The organism is Acinetobacter sp. GRABPA_MV_2, from assembly GCF_056725885.1.
This window is the reverse complement of sequence record NZ_JBWZNA010000009.1, coordinates 1-15,979: the sequence shown is the minus strand read 5'-3', so window position 1 is coordinate 15,979 and position 15,979 is coordinate 1. Positions and strand designations below refer to the sequence as shown.

The window sequence follows — 15,979 nt, the reverse complement described above, 5'->3', positions numbered from 1 at the left end:
CATGCGCTCATCTCGCCTAGATCATTTCATTATTTTGCTCTGTCAGTTTTTTTCCACTTTCGGGCTCATGGTACTTATTCCGATTATGCCACTTTATATGAAAAAACTGACGGCACATATGAGTGCTCCCACTATCTGGGCAGGTTTGGCACTCGCGGCTCCAGCTATTGGCAGCTTATTTACAGCACCGATTGTGGGACACCTATCCGACATATTCGGCCATAAAAAAGCCTTGCTACTTTCTCTGGCAGGTTTCTGTATTTCAATACTGCTCATGGCGAGTGCTCAGCATTTATACCTGTTTATTTTCGCGCGAATTTTACTCGGTTTTTGCGGTCTTTCCGTGATTTTAAATGCTTATGTTTCATATCTTTCCAATGAACAGCAACGAGGCGCCGCTTTTGGGCAACTACAAAGTAGTGTTGCGCTAGCGTGCCTATGTGGTCCGGTACTCGGCGGGATATTTATGGATCAATGGCGGGTTGAAGTATTACTCAACGCAACAGCATTTGTTGTGATGACCTTAATTTTGATTGCGTCATTTGTATTAACCAATCCCGTTAAAGCAGAGGTCACAAAAACCAAAGAAAAATCTAAGCTTCCAGCTTTCTTTGATAGAACGATTTTTTCATGGTTAAGCGCTGGCATTTTGGTTCAAGCCGGCGGTTTTGGTTTGGTGTCTTGCTTCGTTTTATACATTAGTGAAATAAGCCAGACCACCCATTCATCGTTATCTGCTGCGAGTTTAACGGGAACCATTCATGCGCTTTCATGGGGTGCGGCCTTTATTGCTGCAACCTATTGGGGAAAACGAAATGATGATAAAGGAGATTCTTTTAATAACTTCGTTTACGCATCTTTAATTTGCGGCATCACGATTTTCGCATTGATCTGGGTTTCGAATATTTGGCTAGTTCTTGTATTACGACTCATACAAGGCTTTTGCTTTGCAGCCCTTATTCCTTCGATCTTACACACCATTTCTCTAAAAGCTGGCACTCAAAGCCAAGGAAAAGTGATTGGCATTTCTAACAGTGCCTTTGTCTTAGGACAGCTTATTGGCCCAATCACCATCACGCTCACTTACTCATTTTTCAATATTACTGCTGCATTAATCTGCACTTCACTATTTTTTATAGGTGCAGGATTAGTGGTGATTTTGAACAGATTCTTAATGGATACAATTTTAAAAGAGGCACAAGAATGAACTCAATTATTACAACAGATGCATGGTCTTATAAACTTTTCGAACAGTACCTGAATACTTTCTTTCGTGAACTCAAAGTAAATCTTGAAAAGCACATTATCCCAGCTCAAGATTCTCCTTTATTCACCCTATATGCGGAGCAACCCAGTACCCTGTATTTTGCTTATACGTTTAATGCATCTAACACGACTGTTTATGGCGCAGTTCAGCATCTTTCAACTACGGGTTATCACAGATATCAACGTGGTTTTGTCCTGCAAAACTTAAATGACAATACGTTCGACTCGCTCACCGACCCTAAAAATTTAGTGAAACTGATTACAGATGAGTTGAATAGTTTATTTAAAGATAAAAACCAAAATAAGAACCTGTACTCCGATATTGTAAATAGTATCGAGAACACAAAATTCTTTTTAGAAAATAAGCCATCTCAAACAGCATCTAAAGTAGTTAGTGGTTTTCAGGCAACCGAACAAGGCATGTTATATGGGCACCCTTTTCATGTGACCTCTAAGGCCAACTTAGGTTTTTCTAAAGAAGACATGAAAAAGTATAGCCCTGAGTTAGGCGCAAATTTCCAACTTCATTACTTTGCAATTCATTCTTCTTTAATTCAAAAGCTGGTAAGTGAAGAACAGCCTTCTCACCATATTGAAAATGAAGTTTTAGAAGCTGCAAAAGAGCATTTGCAAGAAAACTTAGCAAATTACGAGCTCATGCCAACGCATCCGTGGCAAGCCAACTTCTTACTTCAACATCCATCTTTAAAGAAACATTTAGATAGCCAAGACGTTATTTATTTTGGAGCTTTAGGTCAAACGGTATGGCCAACCTCATCCGTTCGTACCGTGTGGTTACCTCAATCGAACCTATTCTTAAAACTCTCTATTGATGTACGTATTACCAGTTTCATCCGTAATAATCCAATGGATGAAATGGAACGTGCCATTGATGCGAGCAAAATCATTATCAATCACAAGATTAATGAGCAATATCCCGACCTTGTGATTCTGCCGGAGTTAGAAGCAAAAACAGTCAAAATTCCAGAGCTTGAAAGTTCATTTGGTATCCTTTATAGAGCGGGACTCACTCCTGATGTATTAGAAAATACCCGAATGCTGGGCGGCTTGGTTGAAGAAAACGAACATCATGAGATTCCTCTATTCAGCTTTATTCAGCAAGCAGCACCCAACCAAAATCTACAATCGAAAGACGCGAAAGACTTCATTACTTTCTGGTGGAAACAGTACGTTAAGGTTTCGCTTATTCCATTAATTGAGTTGTTTGCAAATAAAGGTATTAGCGTAGAAGCGCACATGCAAAATAGTTTAATGGAATTTAAAAATGGCTATCCCCATCGCCTTATTCTTCGAGACATGGAAGGCATTAGCATTGTTCCAGAAATGATAGAAGATGACTTATCTATTTCTGAAGATAGTACGGTTTGGTTCTCTCAGAAAGATGCATGGATCTTTTTAAAATATTACCTCGTGATCAATCACATTGCTCATCTCATCAGTGCAATTGCGCGAGTTACGGTGATTGAAGAATCTGAACTTTGGCAAGCAACACGTCTTACGCTCACACAAGAAAAATTTACCACCAAAGGTCAGCAATATCGCGATTTATTAATTAACTCACTCACATTACCAATTAAGGCAAATATGTTAAATACGCTCTACCACAGTGGTGGCAATCCAATCTGGATTGAAGTTGAAAACCCTATTTATAAATATCGCGGCGCAGAAGCGCTTTGCCCTCTTCAACCAACACAACAAACCAATTATAAAACCCTCGCGGAAAATCGCGTGATAGGCCAATTATTAGAAGCACTCATTTTTGAAAATACTTTTAAATACGAGTTTTCTAAAGGTCAGATCAAATTTTATATTTCCGATACCGTTTTCTATACTTGCGCGGCTAAACGACACTTTAGTTTTAAACGAATTAAGTTAGATTCTTTAAGCTTAGTCCGTTCTGATATTACGTTAGACACTGAAACTCGCCCTAATCTAAAAACGCTACTTACCGACCTAAGAAATATTATTGAAGCTGATCCAGTCAAATGGCAAAACTTTAATGATGAACTCAATTTAACTTACGTTAAACATGCTCAAACTTTAAGCCAAGCCACTGCTCAACCTTTAAGAACCTTGCCTTATTTAGAACAAGAAGCACGGATTACCAATGCGCATTTATATCATCCAAGCTTTAAGTCTCGTATCGGCTTCGATTTAAAAGAAAACCAGAAATATGCACCGGAACTTTCTGAAGGCTTTACGGTTCAATGGGTGGCAACTCATAACAGTTTATGCAAACTGGTTTTAAGTGAAACTATTAACTTAGAACAGCTTTATAAACAGCATTTTTCAGGAAAAGATCTACAAACTATTAATGATCAATTGAAAGAGCAAAATGTAGATTTTAAAGATTATATCCTCACCCCAATTCACCCGTGGCAGTGGGATAAAATCATTGAATTATATTATCAAGATGCGATTAGCAACCAACTGATCATTCCGTTAGACATTGAAGGTCCAACCTATTTACCACAGCAGTCCATTCGCACATTATCAAATATTAGTGATATCTCAGCGTTTTCTCTCAAGTTGGCAATGAACTTGGTCAATACCTCTACCTCTCGTGTATTGGCACCACATACTGTTCAAAATGCAGCCAAAATGAGTGACTGGCTTTATAACATTGTTGAACAAGACCATATTTTAGAAAAACAGCGTAAGCCTGTTATTTTAAGAGAGATTGGCGGTCTTTCAGTGAATCAGCAAATTGCGCTACCTGTTCAATACGGCGCACTCGCCTGCATTTGGCGCGAAAGTATTTACAGCTACTTAAAAGAAGGCGAATCAGCAACACCAGTAACGGGTCTAATGCAAGTTGATACGGACCAAAAACCACTAATCGATGAGTGGATTCAAGAGTACGGTATTGAGTTCTGGTTAGAAAAATTACTTACCAACGCTTATTTACCTATCATGCATATTTTATGGTGCCACGGTCTGGCTTTAGAGTCACATGCACAAAACATGGTACTGATTCATAAAAATGGCCTACCAATTAAGGCAGCCTTGAAAGATTTCCACGATGGTATCCGTTTTAGTCGTCATCTTTTACGTGAGCCCGAGCTTTTACCTAACTTACAAGATGCACCAAAAGAACATGCCAAGATTAACCCGAACTCGTTCTTGGAAACCCATTCTCCAAATGAGTTAAGAGACTTTACCCAAGATGCGCTTTGGTTTGTAAATCTTGCAGAGTTAGCGATTTTCTTAAATGAACATTATGACTTCGATGAAATCAAATTCTGGACCATGTTAAGAAGCATTATTAATCAGCATAAAGAAGCTCACCCAGAGTTTAGCGAGCGCTATGAATTATTTAACTTTACAGATGACACCATTGATATTGAACAACTCGCAAGCCGCCGTTTCCTTCCGGAAATTCGCTTAAGAGTACAAACCACACCAAACCCGCTCAGTCTCATTAAGGAAATTGAATATGAATAAGCATTCGATTTCTTTTAAGAAACGAATAGCAAATGGAGAGATGCTTTATGGAATATTTTGTTCCGTAGCTTCTCCGATTAATGTCGAGCAACTAGCACTTGCGGGCTATGACTTTATTATTATCGACTTGGAACATACTTTATTTAGTACGTCTCAAGTCGAGACTATGATTTTAGCGGCTAGAGCCATGAGCCTCGATGTGTTTGTAAGAGTGCCTTTAAACGCTAACCATTTAGTTCTACCTCTGCTCGATGCAGGGGTAACAGGCATTGTGTTTCCACGTATTGAAAATGCTCAACAAGCTCAAGAGGCTGTGAACTATTGCCACTATATGCCGCTTGGTCAAAGAGGATTGAATTCGACAAGGTTAAATCGATACGGCATGGACGATTTAGCGAGTTTTGCTCAACACGCAGCAAGCGAAACGGTTGTCATTGCTATGATTGAAAGCTTGGAAGGATTAGAACAGCTTGATGAAATTTTAAAAGTTGAAGGTATTGATATTATTCTGGAAGGTGCTGCCGACCTTTCTCAATCTATGGGAATGCCGTGGCAAACCAGCCATCCAAAGGTCAAAGAAAAAGTTCAAGAGATGTATGCAAAGATTAAAAACAGCCAAAAGCATTTCTGTGCTATTCCCCGACAACCTGAAGATATTGCTGCTTGGAAACAACAGTCTGTTCAGCTTTTTGTACTTGGAGATGATCGAAGCATTATTCGCCGTGCCCATCAAAATCACCTAAATGCGTTTAAAGAAATTTAATCACTATTCAATTTTCTGGGGGAATAAACACTTATCCCCCTAATTCATTGAATAAATTTCAAATATATTATTTTAAAGTAATGAACAATATTGTTAATTACAATGATTCTCATTTATAATTCGCTCAATTTAAAATCACTCTCAGGGCGAGACAATGAGAAATAAGATAAAAAGTAATAAGCTTTTTACGAGGAAGTCTGAAGTTAAAAATATCATTCCACTTCTTTCACTTAGTGGGGCCATCATTCTTTCCAATTCAGCTTTTGCTGCTTCACCTGCTGAAACCACAGAAACAGAAAAGAAACCTGAAGCTCTCCCGACAATTACAATTACTGCTTCACGCGCAGATGAACTCTCTACCTCTGCCAAACAAGTCACCAAGCTAGATGAGAAACAAATTGAACTTTTAAGAAATGGTTCATCTGGAAGTATTGCGACTGTTTTAGCAAAAGCCGTACCGGGTTTGTCCGATTCAAGCCGCACCATTACCGATTACGGTCAAACCTTACGTGGTCGTAATGCCCTCATCTTAGTCGATGGCGTGCCGATGAACCTTACACGTGACACATCACGCGGACTTTCAGCAATTGATCCTGAAAGTATTGCAAATATTGAAGTGATTCGCGGCAGTAACGCAATTTATGGTGGCGGTGCTGCGGGCGGTATTATTTCAATTACTACAAAAGCTGCGGGCGGTGAACCTACAGCTAAAACCGTGGTTGGGCTTCAAACACCTTTAACAAATTTCCGTTCTAATGCTTTAAGTGGCGATATTCACCAATATTTCACAGGTAGCTTTAATGCCTTTGATTACGCGTTCGACTTTGGTTATCAACGTATTGGTAGCCCGTACGATGCAAGTGGTGACCGTGTTGCACCAGAACCAAGTCAGGGTGATTTATATGACTCCGATGGCTACAGCGTAGGCGGTAAGCTTGGTTACCATATTGATGACAACCAATATCTACAATTCGCTGCAAATTACTATAATGCTGAGCAAGATTCAGACTATGCATCTGATCCAAGTGTTAAGAATGCCGCTACTGGAACTGTACCAGCAAAAGCAATTAAAGGCTTAAAGCTTAAAGACCAAAATAAGAATGAAAACCAGATATACAATTTGACTTACAACCATAAAGATTTTTTTGGCAATAAGGTTGATGCTCAAATTTATTACCGCGACTTCTTTACACGTTTTTCACCGTTTGATGCGCGTGGAAATGCGAATCGTGGTAAGCAAGTCGATCAGATTTATCAAGAAAATAACGTACTCGGTAGCCGTTTAACTGTGACCACACCACTTGAATTTTTAGGTGATACATCATTGGTTTGGGGTGGTGACTTTAGCCGCGAAAAAAGCGAAATGCCTTTAGATATTTTCGATCCTGACATTTATGATCAATCTGGTGGCTTAGAGTTTGTAAAAATTGGCAAACTTATTTATTTACCTGAACTCACCACGCAAAGTATAGGTGGTTTTATACAGTTAAAACACCGCTTTAATGACCAATGGTCAGCAGAAGCTGGTACGCGTTATGAAGACAGCTATGCCCAAATTGATAGCTTTGTTCCTTTATCACAATTAGGTAAGCCCAACCCTTACACCGTTGAGGGCGGAAAAGTGAAAGCTGATGCATGGTTGTACAATGCTAACGTGACTTTCTCTCCAAATGACCAACACTCGATTTATGCATCTTTTAACCAAGGTTTCCAATTACCTGATGTTGGTTTGATTATTCGTAATGCTGGTGAAGGTTTTAACCTTGGTTCGTCATTCTTAGAACCCGTAAAAGTAGATAACTACGAGTTAGGCTGGAAAGGAAACTTCAACAATTTCTCTTCAAGTTTAGCGGTCTTCCACTCCACTTCCGACCTAGGTGCTGTGCAATCGTTCAACAATGGTTTAGTACTCGCTAGAACCAAAGAAAAAGTCACTGGTGTTGAAGCAACTTTTGATTATCTTGATGATGCCAATGTTTGGGGAACTGGTGGTAGTGTTACGTGGATGAAAGGTCGTGAAAAGCCGCAAAACGGTGCTGAACAAGACATGACAGGTTTCCGTATTCCACCATTAAAACTCACAGGTTATATTTCTTATAGTCCAACGGAAACTTGGACGAATCGTCTACAAGCCACTTACTTTGGTTCAGAAGATTACCGCTTAAATGGCAAAAATAGTTTTGGTCGCTATGATGTAAAATCTTATACAACAGCAGATTTAATCAGTAGCTTTGCGCTTAACAAAAAAGACACTGTGACGATTGGTTTAGAGAACATGTTTAACCGCAAGTATTATCCTCTCTATAGCCAATTATTACGAACTAGCGATAACACTAGCCATTTAGTGGCAAATGGTGCAACGCTTAAAGTAACTTATAGTCATAAGTGGTAATCAAAAACTGACGTTGAATGTGTCATAAAAAAAGGAGATCGATGCGATCTCCTTTTTTATTAAAAATATTAAAACCTTATCTATTTTTTCCATGGTTAACCTAAGTTAAACCCACAGAACCACCCTAGCATTCTGCTAAAAATTTTGTTAACTTGATTTTGTTACATATTCAAAATCCAACTTTTCATTTCACACGCCACATCGCTGTGTTTTATGGAGACCCATACAAATATGTAGCTTTACCAATATTTTTAATGGGGCGAATCATAATGGAAATCTCACACCGCGAAATTTATGCGCTTGTAGACATTAATAACTGTTATGTCAGTTGTGAGCGACTATTTAACCCAAAACTTATTGGCGTGCCTGTCGTAGTACTTTCTAATAACGATGGATGTGTTGTATCACGCAGTGAAGAAGCAAAAAATATGGGTATCAAAATGGGGATTCCATGGTATCAAATCGAACAAGAAGCTCTTCAAGCAGGTGTACACGTCTATTCAAGCAACTATACTTTGTATGCTGAAATGTCGCGTCGCTTTTTTTCAGTTCTTGGTGAATTTTTCTCGCCCGATGATTTAGAAGCTTATTCTATAGATGAATGTTTTATTCGCCTTACCCCTTATCTTCAATCTCTAGATATTCATTCTTATTGTGTCAAAGTCGTAGAAACCTTAGAAGAATGGCTAAGCTTACCTTGTTGTATTGGCATCGGATATTCAAAAACTCAAGCAAAATTAGCCAATCACTATGCTAAAAAAATTAGAAGCTTTAATAGAATTTGTAATTTCACCACTTTAGATCCTTTGCTTCTTGAAGACCTCATGCAACACACTTCAGTCAAAGAAGTCTGGGGAATTGGCTATCAATTAGTCAAACAATTACGAAGTTATGAGATTTATTCATGCTTAGACTTAACTTTTGCCAATGAGCATCATCTAGCAAAAGCTTTTTCTGTGGTTATGGCACGTACCATTCGTGAGCTAAAAGGCCAATCCTGTATTCAACTTGACGATCCAGCTATCATCACAAAACGAATTTTGGCATCACGTAGTTTCGCTCAAGCTTTATCCAGTATTGAAATTATTAAACAAGCGCTTATTTTTCATCTTAACCGAGCTCATCGCCGCTTAATGAAACAAGAACAGCTGTGCGCCTGCGTTCAAGTCATGCTTTATGAAAAAACAGATAAACCACCTTATAAAAAAGCATCTTCTCAGGCGATAGGCCTAAATTATGCAACAGATGATTTATGTATATTAACAAAAGCAGCTATGCAACAAATTGATGTTTTATATAAAGAAAATAAAAAATACATTAAAATTGGAGTCTTATTTTGTGGTTTGCATCCCCGTCAACATCACATTGATGATTTATGGCAACCTCTTGAGTTGATTCAGCAAAGACAACAATTAATGCAAACGCTCAGCACAGTTCGTAATCGATTCGGTAGTCACTATTTACAAGTCGGTTATCATTCCCGTAGTCCATCTTGGCATATGAAACAATGCCACCGTTCAAAAAATTATCTAACTCGATGGAATGAGCTATTAGTGATTGGAGAGAACTCTATAGCCGTTACACAAAATACATGAACTGTTTTTGTCAATTCGGTTTAAAATAAGCTCCATTAAATTACTTGAAATTTTGTCATTTTTTAACATTGCTAAATCATCGCAAAATTTACAATATATAAGCCGAATTTGGTATACCCTTTCTGCGACAATAAAAACAAATTATAAAAAATTTGTAGAAACATATGCCATAATAAGCAAACTTTGCAGACATCTTGCAAAGAATATTTGCAACTTTAGAGCTGGAGCAATCTGAATGAGTTCGACCATTTTGGTGATTCATGGACCGAATTTGAATTTGCTGGGAAAACGCGAACCAGAGGTATATGGTCATCTTACCTTAGATGATATTAACCAACAACTTATTAGCCAAGCTCAACAAGCTTCAATCACATTAGATACTTTTCAAAGCAACTGGGAAGGTGCCATTGTTGATCGTATTCATCAAGCACAAACTGAAGGCGTAAAACTTATTATTATCAACCCTGCAGCCCTTACCCATACTTCTGTTGCTCTACGTGATGCTCTTCTTGGCGTTGCGATTCCATTCATCGAAGTACATTTGTCGAATGTCCATGCAAGAGAGGCGTTCAGACATCATTCTTATTTATCTGATAAAGCAATTGGCGTGATTTGTGGTTTAGGTGCAAAAGGCTATCGTTTTGCACTCGATTACGCTATTGAAAAAATTCAACCATCTAACCCAAACTAGTTTAGGAATAGTCGCCCATGGATATCCGCAAAATTAAGAAACTCATCGATTTAATGATTGAGTCTGACTTGCAAGCGATCGAAGTTAAAGAAGGTGATCAATCAATCGCTTTAACTCGTCGCAATCCTGTCGTTGCTGCGGCTGGTGTAGCACTTCCGGCTGCTCCTGTTGCAGAAGCACCAGTTGCAAAAACACCGCGTGGAGCAGTTGAAACTTCTCCAATGGTTGGCGTGTTCTACGCTGCTCCAAGCCCAGGTGAAGCACCATTTGTTAAAGTAGGCCAAACAGTATCTGCTGGTGAAACTTTGGGTATTATTGAAGCAATGAAAATCATGAACCCAATTGAAGCAACTCAAAGTGGCGTGATCGAAGAAATTTTAGTGAAAAATGGTGAAGTTATCCAATTCGGTCAACCTTTATTCCGTTATCGCGCGTAATTACCCCGGGGACGTCTATGTTGCAAAAAGTTTTAATTGCAAACCGTGGTGAAATCGCTTTACGTATTACCCGGGCTTGTAAAACATTAGGAATCAAGACTGTTGGTATCTATTCAGATGCCGATAAGGATTTGATGCATTTACGTTTTGTTGATGAAGCAGTATGTATTGGTCCGGGCGCAAGTAGTGATAGCTATTTAAATATCCCGGCAATTATTACTGCTGCAGAAATTACCGGTGCTGATGCTATTCACCCGGGTTATGGTTTCCTTTCAGAAAATGCTGAGTTTGCTGAAATTGTAGAAAGCTCAGGCTTCACTTTTATTGGTCCACGTCCAGAACATATTCGCCTTATGGGAAATAAAGTTTCTGCGATTGTTGCCATGAAAAAAGCAGGCGTACCTACTGTACCAGGTTGCGACCATGCGGTAACCATCCACAATGCCTTGGCAGAAGCGAAAGAAATCGGCTTTCCGCTTATCGTTAAAGCCGCTTCTGGCGGTGGTGGACGTGGTATGCGTATTGTTGAGCGGGTAGATACACTCCTTGAATCTGTTCAAGCAGCTCAGCGCGATGCAGAAATGTGGTTCGGTGATGATACAGTTTACATGGAGCGCTTCTTGCAGAAACCTCGCCATGTCGAAGTTCAAGTTCTTGGTGATGGTAATGGTCATGCAATTCATTTATATGACCGCGACTGTTCATTACAACGCCGTCATCAAAAAGTACTAGAAGAAGCACCTGCACCAAACTTACCAGAGCAAGCTCGAGCTGATATCTTAGAAGCTTGTGTTCATGCATGTCAGTTGATGCAGTATCGTGGTGCGGGTACGTTTGAATTCTTATTTGAAGATGGCGAATTCTTCTTTATTGAAATGAATACTCGTGTTCAGGTAGAGCACCCTGTAACTGAAATGGTTACTGGTGTTGATATTATTGAACAACAGTTACGTATTGCAGGCGGTCTAGGACTAGAGCTTCAACAAGAAGATATCAAAGTTCAAGGGCATGCAATTGAATGCCGTATCAATGCAGAAGATCCAACAACGTTCTTACCTTCACCAGGTAAAATCGAAAGCTTCTATGCGCCAGGCGGTGCTGGTATTCGTTTAGATTCTCATATCTACCCAGAATACAGCATTCCACCTTACTATGACTCTATGATTGCTAAATTGATTTCTCATGGTAAAGACCGTGAAACTTCAATTGCTCGTATGCGTCAAGCATTAGATGAAATGATCCTTACAGGAATTAAAACAAATATTCCTCTGCATAAAGATCTTATTTTGCAAGATAAGAGCTTCTGCTCTCAAGCAATGGATATCCATTACCTTGAAAAACACTTGTTAAAGCAAGTTGAAGAAAAGAAAGCTGAAACTGCATAATAAAAAAGCCTCTTATTTTTAAGAGGCTTTTTTTATATCTATAATTTTATGGTAACACTCTACGCAAAGTCGCAAAGCACTGCTCACCTTTAGCTGTCGAGCAAAAATTGATTGTATGGTCGTTTTTCCATTGTACAAAATATTGTGATACATCACCTGTTTGGTCTTGTTTCTGACCAGAACAATCTACTTTATTATTATCAAATTTAATTTGCATCACTAAAGCAGCTAGCTGTTCTTTAGGATCATCAGATGGTTGGTATTCATAGATACCATAAGACCATTCCTGACCACTTTTAATCACTACATCATTACTACTACGAAAGTTATAATATTCTACACATTTTTTATTATTTGGAATTTCCATTCCCCATAATCCCATAATTTCAGGTCGCGTAACAATACGTATAGCATTAGGATTACTTGCAGTCCGAACTGGTTGTTCGACTGGCTTCTCTGTTACTGTTTCTGCCACAGCTAAACCAGAACAAGCCCACAATAATCCAATAATATAAATATTTTTCATAGATTTATTAATCATTAAACGCATGGAGTTAAGTTAGCATATTTTTTTAGAAAATCATTGCTCCATAACCATATAAAAACAATATTTTTCAACCGTAACAAGTGACTATATCTCATCAAACAATTTTTATATTTATTTGCTTTTTTTAATACCAATTTATTGATGCGTAACGCCAACTTATGCTGAAGTATCAATTCGTTTAGGAAGCCACATTACAAAGCCTAAGCCTAATAGCACAACTAAACTTGCACACATAAAGATGACTTCACCAGAAAGAGTTTTCCAAAAATGCCCAGCTAAAATACTACCAAAAGCTACCCCTAATCCCCACATCGTGCTGTAAAGTGCTTGCCCACGCCCCTGTTGTCCCGCAGAGAAATTTTGAAAAATAACCCGCATAGCAATTAAATGAAATAAACCGAAACTAAAAGCATGCAAACACTGTGCAAAAAGTTGACCCATAAACTGATGTGAAAATACTGCAACTAACATCCAGCGTATGCTCGTTAATATGAGGCACACAATCACTAGAATACGCCATGAGAAATGCTGAAAAACTTTTGCAGCTATTGAAAACATAAAAATCTCAGCAAAAACTCCCATAGCCCATAAGAAGCCAATTTGTGTGGTACTAAAACTTAAAGATTTCAGAAAATTACTATAAAAACTATAAAAAGGGGCGTGTGAAAAAAGTAGAATAAATTCAATTGCAAAAAAAGCAGCCACTGTTGGCCGCTTAAGAACAGGAAGCAAAGGCTCTAAATGTTTTTGCGAGCTAGGCGCACTATCAGGTTCGCGGATGGTGAAAGACCAGATGAATGCCAGTGAAGCAATAATTAATAATAAAATTGGAAGCATTGAAATAGGCACTATTTCTAAAATTGCTCCAATAGTGAATACCCCAACAATAAACCCGACAGATCCCCACTTACGAATTTTGCCGTAAAGTTTGGCTTTTTGATCACCCAACCAAAATAAAGTTACCCCTTCAAATTGAGCTAATATCGCATTTTGGAAAAAGCTAAAAATAAGCATAAGCAAAGCAACTGATTGAAAAGTATTTGGAACTATAAAAATAGCCAACCATATGCACGACTCCATCCAAGTTGCCAGCCGAACAAGTAGCATTCTCTTACCAGATTTATCAGCAATCCACCCCCAAATTAAAGGTGCAAAAAAACGCGTTACAATCGCAATTGATGATAAGACACCAATTTCTTGATAATTAAATCCTTGATCTTGTAGATATAAATTCCAATAAGGCATAAATGTACCCACAATGGAATAGTAGAAAAAGTAGAATCCGCCAAGTCTAGTTTGGATTGTAAGTGGTTGGAACAAGTTGTAAACCTTAGTATTTTCAATAGGTTAAAATTCAAGATAATTATATATTCAAAACATCCCAACCCTACAATTTTAACACTTTGTTTTCCAATACAAATAACTAAATTATTAATAAGCAACTTTTCCTCTAAAAGCTTTTTTATTGATAAGAAAGAATAAATAAAGCAAAGATAACTGTAATTTAATTTGTACAATCTGTTAACTTATGTAAAAATACATTTAATATTCATAAGGTATATATTTATCAGATGTTTTTTCTTATTTTTTTAATTTGTCTTTTTCTGTTTTTACTCATCCTAAAACAACATTACCGTTAAACGTTCTTTTGCGAGCCTCTTTTTATTACAAGTTCATCTACTGCTTTTAAATCAAAACAATTAAAATCAAGTTCATAGAAAGGATGCTTTCAGAGCTAAATATTCACACTCAAAACATCCCTCAATAAGTCACTGTAACAACGATAGTATCCGAGTAATTCCCAGGTATGGCTGAAATGGTGGTCCCCTGTGGAATTTTTCCATAGACATTTGTGCTTTGAGCAGTCCCCGATCCTGTCTTAGAAACACCGCCTGCACCTCCAACCGTAATCACACCACCTGTAGTATCCCATACCGTACTATAAGTTGAATTCTGATAGAGTTGATAAGGAATATACTGACTACTAGCATTTGCCATACGCCTAAAGCCCCCAGCTATACGGTTATTACCATCCCCTAAATAAATGCTATATGGTGTTCCATAATTACAGGTTGTATTCACTGCTCCTTGCGCTGTGTAATCACGACTCGTTGTACTAATATCATTGATATTTCCAAAATCGACATTTGATGTTGAATCTAATTGACACAAACTTGGTACAACATAATTAGCAATTATAGTGGTATTACCCGAATCCCACCCTCCACCACTATTTCCTTCACATACCGTGCTAGAACTTGCTTGCATGTCCCAGAATAGCTGAATCGTACCAGTATACGTGCCTTGAGGGTAGGCAATGAGCGATCCTGTTCGGGCCGGTACTTTTATATTTACCGAGTAACTCACAATATTATTTGATGCGACTGTTCTCACTGGCCCATACCAAACATTGGAGGTTTGATTCGTGGTAGAAGACCCTGCTCCACCTACAGTTGCTGTGACGGTGTAAGGTAATGAAACACTGTTAATTGCGTTTGTGGTTCCTGTAAATACCGTTTTCATGCACATATAACCTGAAATTTCCGGCGTAGCACGCCCACCAAAACACCTTATCGTTCCTGAAAAGTTTATGGTTGCATCATTATTAATGGTGGCTGCTGTATAGGTGTAAGTACTATTAGTAGTGCCCGTTACCGTACAACTGGCATGCGCCGAGCTAAAAAATGCATAGAGAATAAAAACTAGCACTGTGACGAGAATGTACTTTATAACCAATGAAAAAATTTTACCCTTTACCAAAAAATCATGACTCATAATATTTATCGACATACATAAGGTCCCAATTTTTTAGTTGAGTACTGATTACTGTTATAGGTGAAGTCAACTTGGCAGGAGCCATGATCAAGAAGATCGACTTCAAGCTTGTTTTGCTTTAAAAGATTTGGAATAAACACTTCACCATCGTAGCCCACAACACCATCTTGCTGGCCATTAATTCGAACGGTATAACCCGGCATTAACGGTGAATTGTTTTGATCAACCAGTTTCACTAATCCTGAAATGACCTGATGAGCACCGAAGTCAACCAAAGTTCCTTGGCGATACCCTACAAACGCTGTCTGATTCGTAGAGCTAATCTCCCACTCTAAAGGTAAATATGATGGGTCTAGATAGATATGATGAGACATGTAGGGTCTTAAATTCGCAATTAAGAATCGGCCAGACTTATCAGTCTCTCCCAAATTGACTCCACCATTTATAATTTGACTTTGCGGCCCTGCATTGGTGACAACAGCAAAGCCGTCTCCAATTTCATTGGCCGCAAAGATACGTCCCGCCGCCGCAACCAATGATCCCGTCGCCGAAAGTGCAACCTGATCGTTGTCTCCAAATCGGTTATAGCGTCCCGTCAGGTAAGCCGCTCGTGCTCGGTAAGAGGCATAGACAGATGCATTGTTTTCATTCGCATCCTGATCG

12 protein-coding genes are annotated in these 15,979 nt (G+C 38.6%); 8 read left to right on the top strand and 4 right to left on the bottom strand.

Translation table 11 applies throughout. From position 1 onward, the window contains the following. The first annotated feature begins 1 nt into the window (after position 1). From ACXM0J_RS09545 to accC, 8 genes are all read left to right on the top strand, one after another. Complete coding sequence (locus tag ACXM0J_RS09545) at positions 2-1,207, top strand: MFS transporter (protein WP_086265635.1); 1,206 nt, start codon at positions 2-4, stop codon at positions 1,205-1,207. Then, a complete protein-coding gene (locus tag ACXM0J_RS09540) occupies positions 1,204-4,731 on the top strand; it encodes an IucA/IucC family protein (protein WP_086265636.1) in 3,528 nt (1,175 codons plus the stop codon). Before ACXM0J_RS09545 ends, ACXM0J_RS09540 begins: the two co-directional genes overlap by 4 nt. Continuing rightward, positions 4,724-5,494, top strand: coding sequence for an HpcH/HpaI aldolase family protein (locus ACXM0J_RS09535; RefSeq protein ID WP_139841481.1), 771 nt, complete (start codon positions 4,724-4,726; stop codon positions 5,492-5,494). The genes ACXM0J_RS09540 and ACXM0J_RS09535 overlap by 8 nt, the downstream gene beginning before the upstream one ends. 154 nt (positions 5,495-5,648) lie before the next feature. After that, complete coding sequence (locus tag ACXM0J_RS09530; RefSeq protein ID WP_086265637.1) at positions 5,649-7,886, top strand: TonB-dependent receptor; 2,238 nt, start codon at positions 5,649-5,651, stop codon at positions 7,884-7,886. A gap of 269 nt (positions 7,887-8,155) precedes the next feature. After that, positions 8,156-9,481, top strand: coding sequence for a Y-family DNA polymerase (locus tag ACXM0J_RS09525; RefSeq protein WP_086265638.1), 1,326 nt, complete (start codon positions 8,156-8,158; stop codon positions 9,479-9,481). 235 nt (positions 9,482-9,716) lie between these two features. Then, positions 9,717-10,172, top strand: a complete 456-nt coding sequence (gene aroQ, locus ACXM0J_RS09520; protein WP_002115614.1) for a type II 3-dehydroquinate dehydratase — start codon at positions 9,717-9,719, stop codon at positions 10,170-10,172. Between the two features lie 17 nt (positions 10,173-10,189). Beyond that, complete coding sequence (gene accB / locus ACXM0J_RS09515) at positions 10,190-10,609, top strand: acetyl-CoA carboxylase biotin carboxyl carrier protein (RefSeq protein ID WP_000354611.1); 420 nt, start codon at positions 10,190-10,192, stop codon at positions 10,607-10,609. Positions 10,610-10,626: 17 nt separating this feature from the next. Continuing rightward, entirely contained in the window at positions 10,627-11,994 is a 1,368-nt protein-coding gene (gene accC, locus ACXM0J_RS09510; protein WP_002115704.1) for an acetyl-CoA carboxylase biotin carboxylase subunit, read from the top strand. Between the two features lie 46 nt (positions 11,995-12,040). Here the strand turns inward: accC and ACXM0J_RS09505 are convergent, their stop codons facing one another. The 4 genes from ACXM0J_RS09505 to ACXM0J_RS09490 form a co-directional block, all read right to left on the bottom strand. Next, positions 12,041-12,544, bottom strand: coding sequence for a hypothetical protein (locus ACXM0J_RS09505; protein ID WP_086265639.1), 504 nt, complete (start codon positions 12,542-12,544; stop codon positions 12,041-12,043). Positions 12,545-12,697: 153 nt separating this feature from the next. Beyond that, positions 12,698-13,861: an MFS transporter gene (locus ACXM0J_RS09500; RefSeq protein ID WP_213034440.1), complete on the bottom strand. Its 1,164-nt coding sequence runs from the start codon at positions 13,859-13,861 to the stop codon at positions 12,698-12,700. Positions 13,862-14,302: 441 nt separating this feature from the next. Further along, positions 14,303-15,331 carry a Csu type fimbrial protein gene (locus ACXM0J_RS09495; protein ID WP_086265640.1) on the bottom strand — a complete coding sequence of 343 codons (1,029 nt, stop codon included), beginning with the start codon at positions 15,329-15,331 and terminating at the stop codon, positions 14,303-14,305. Next, positions 15,322-15,979, bottom strand: a 658-nt coding sequence (locus ACXM0J_RS09490; protein WP_304457400.1) for a fimbria/pilus outer membrane usher protein, incomplete at its 5' end; no start/stop codon positions are given. The genes ACXM0J_RS09495 and ACXM0J_RS09490, both read right to left, overlap by 10 nt.

What these genes read in the sequence shown, in the direction of transcription:
- ACXM0J_RS09545 (WP_086265635.1), top strand. Translation starts at nt 2, where the DNA reads ATGCGCTCATCTCGCCTAGATCATTTCATTATTTTGCTCTGTCAGTTT.
- ACXM0J_RS09540 (WP_086265636.1), top strand. Translation starts at nt 1,204, where the DNA reads ATGAACTCAATTATTACAACAGATGCATGGTCTTATAAACTTTTCGAA.
- ACXM0J_RS09535 (WP_139841481.1), top strand. Translation starts at nt 4,724, where the DNA reads ATGAATAAGCATTCGATTTCTTTTAAGAAACGAATAGCAAATGGAGAG.
- ACXM0J_RS09530 (WP_086265637.1), top strand. Translation starts at nt 5,649, where the DNA reads ATGAGAAATAAGATAAAAAGTAATAAGCTTTTTACGAGGAAGTCTGAA.
- ACXM0J_RS09525 (WP_086265638.1), top strand. Translation starts at nt 8,156, where the DNA reads ATGGAAATCTCACACCGCGAAATTTATGCGCTTGTAGACATTAATAAC.
- aroQ (WP_002115614.1), top strand. Translation starts at nt 9,717, where the DNA reads ATGAGTTCGACCATTTTGGTGATTCATGGACCGAATTTGAATTTGCTG.
- accB (WP_000354611.1), top strand. Translation starts at nt 10,190, where the DNA reads ATGGATATCCGCAAAATTAAGAAACTCATCGATTTAATGATTGAGTCT.
- accC (WP_002115704.1), top strand. Translation starts at nt 10,627, where the DNA reads ATGTTGCAAAAAGTTTTAATTGCAAACCGTGGTGAAATCGCTTTACGT.
- ACXM0J_RS09505 (WP_086265639.1), bottom strand. Translation starts at nt 12,544, where the DNA reads ATGCGTTTAATGATTAATAAATCTATGAAAAATATTTATATTATTGGA.
- ACXM0J_RS09495 (WP_086265640.1), bottom strand. Translation starts at nt 15,331, where the DNA reads ATGTCGATAAATATTATGAGTCATGATTTTTTGGTAAAGGGTAAAATT.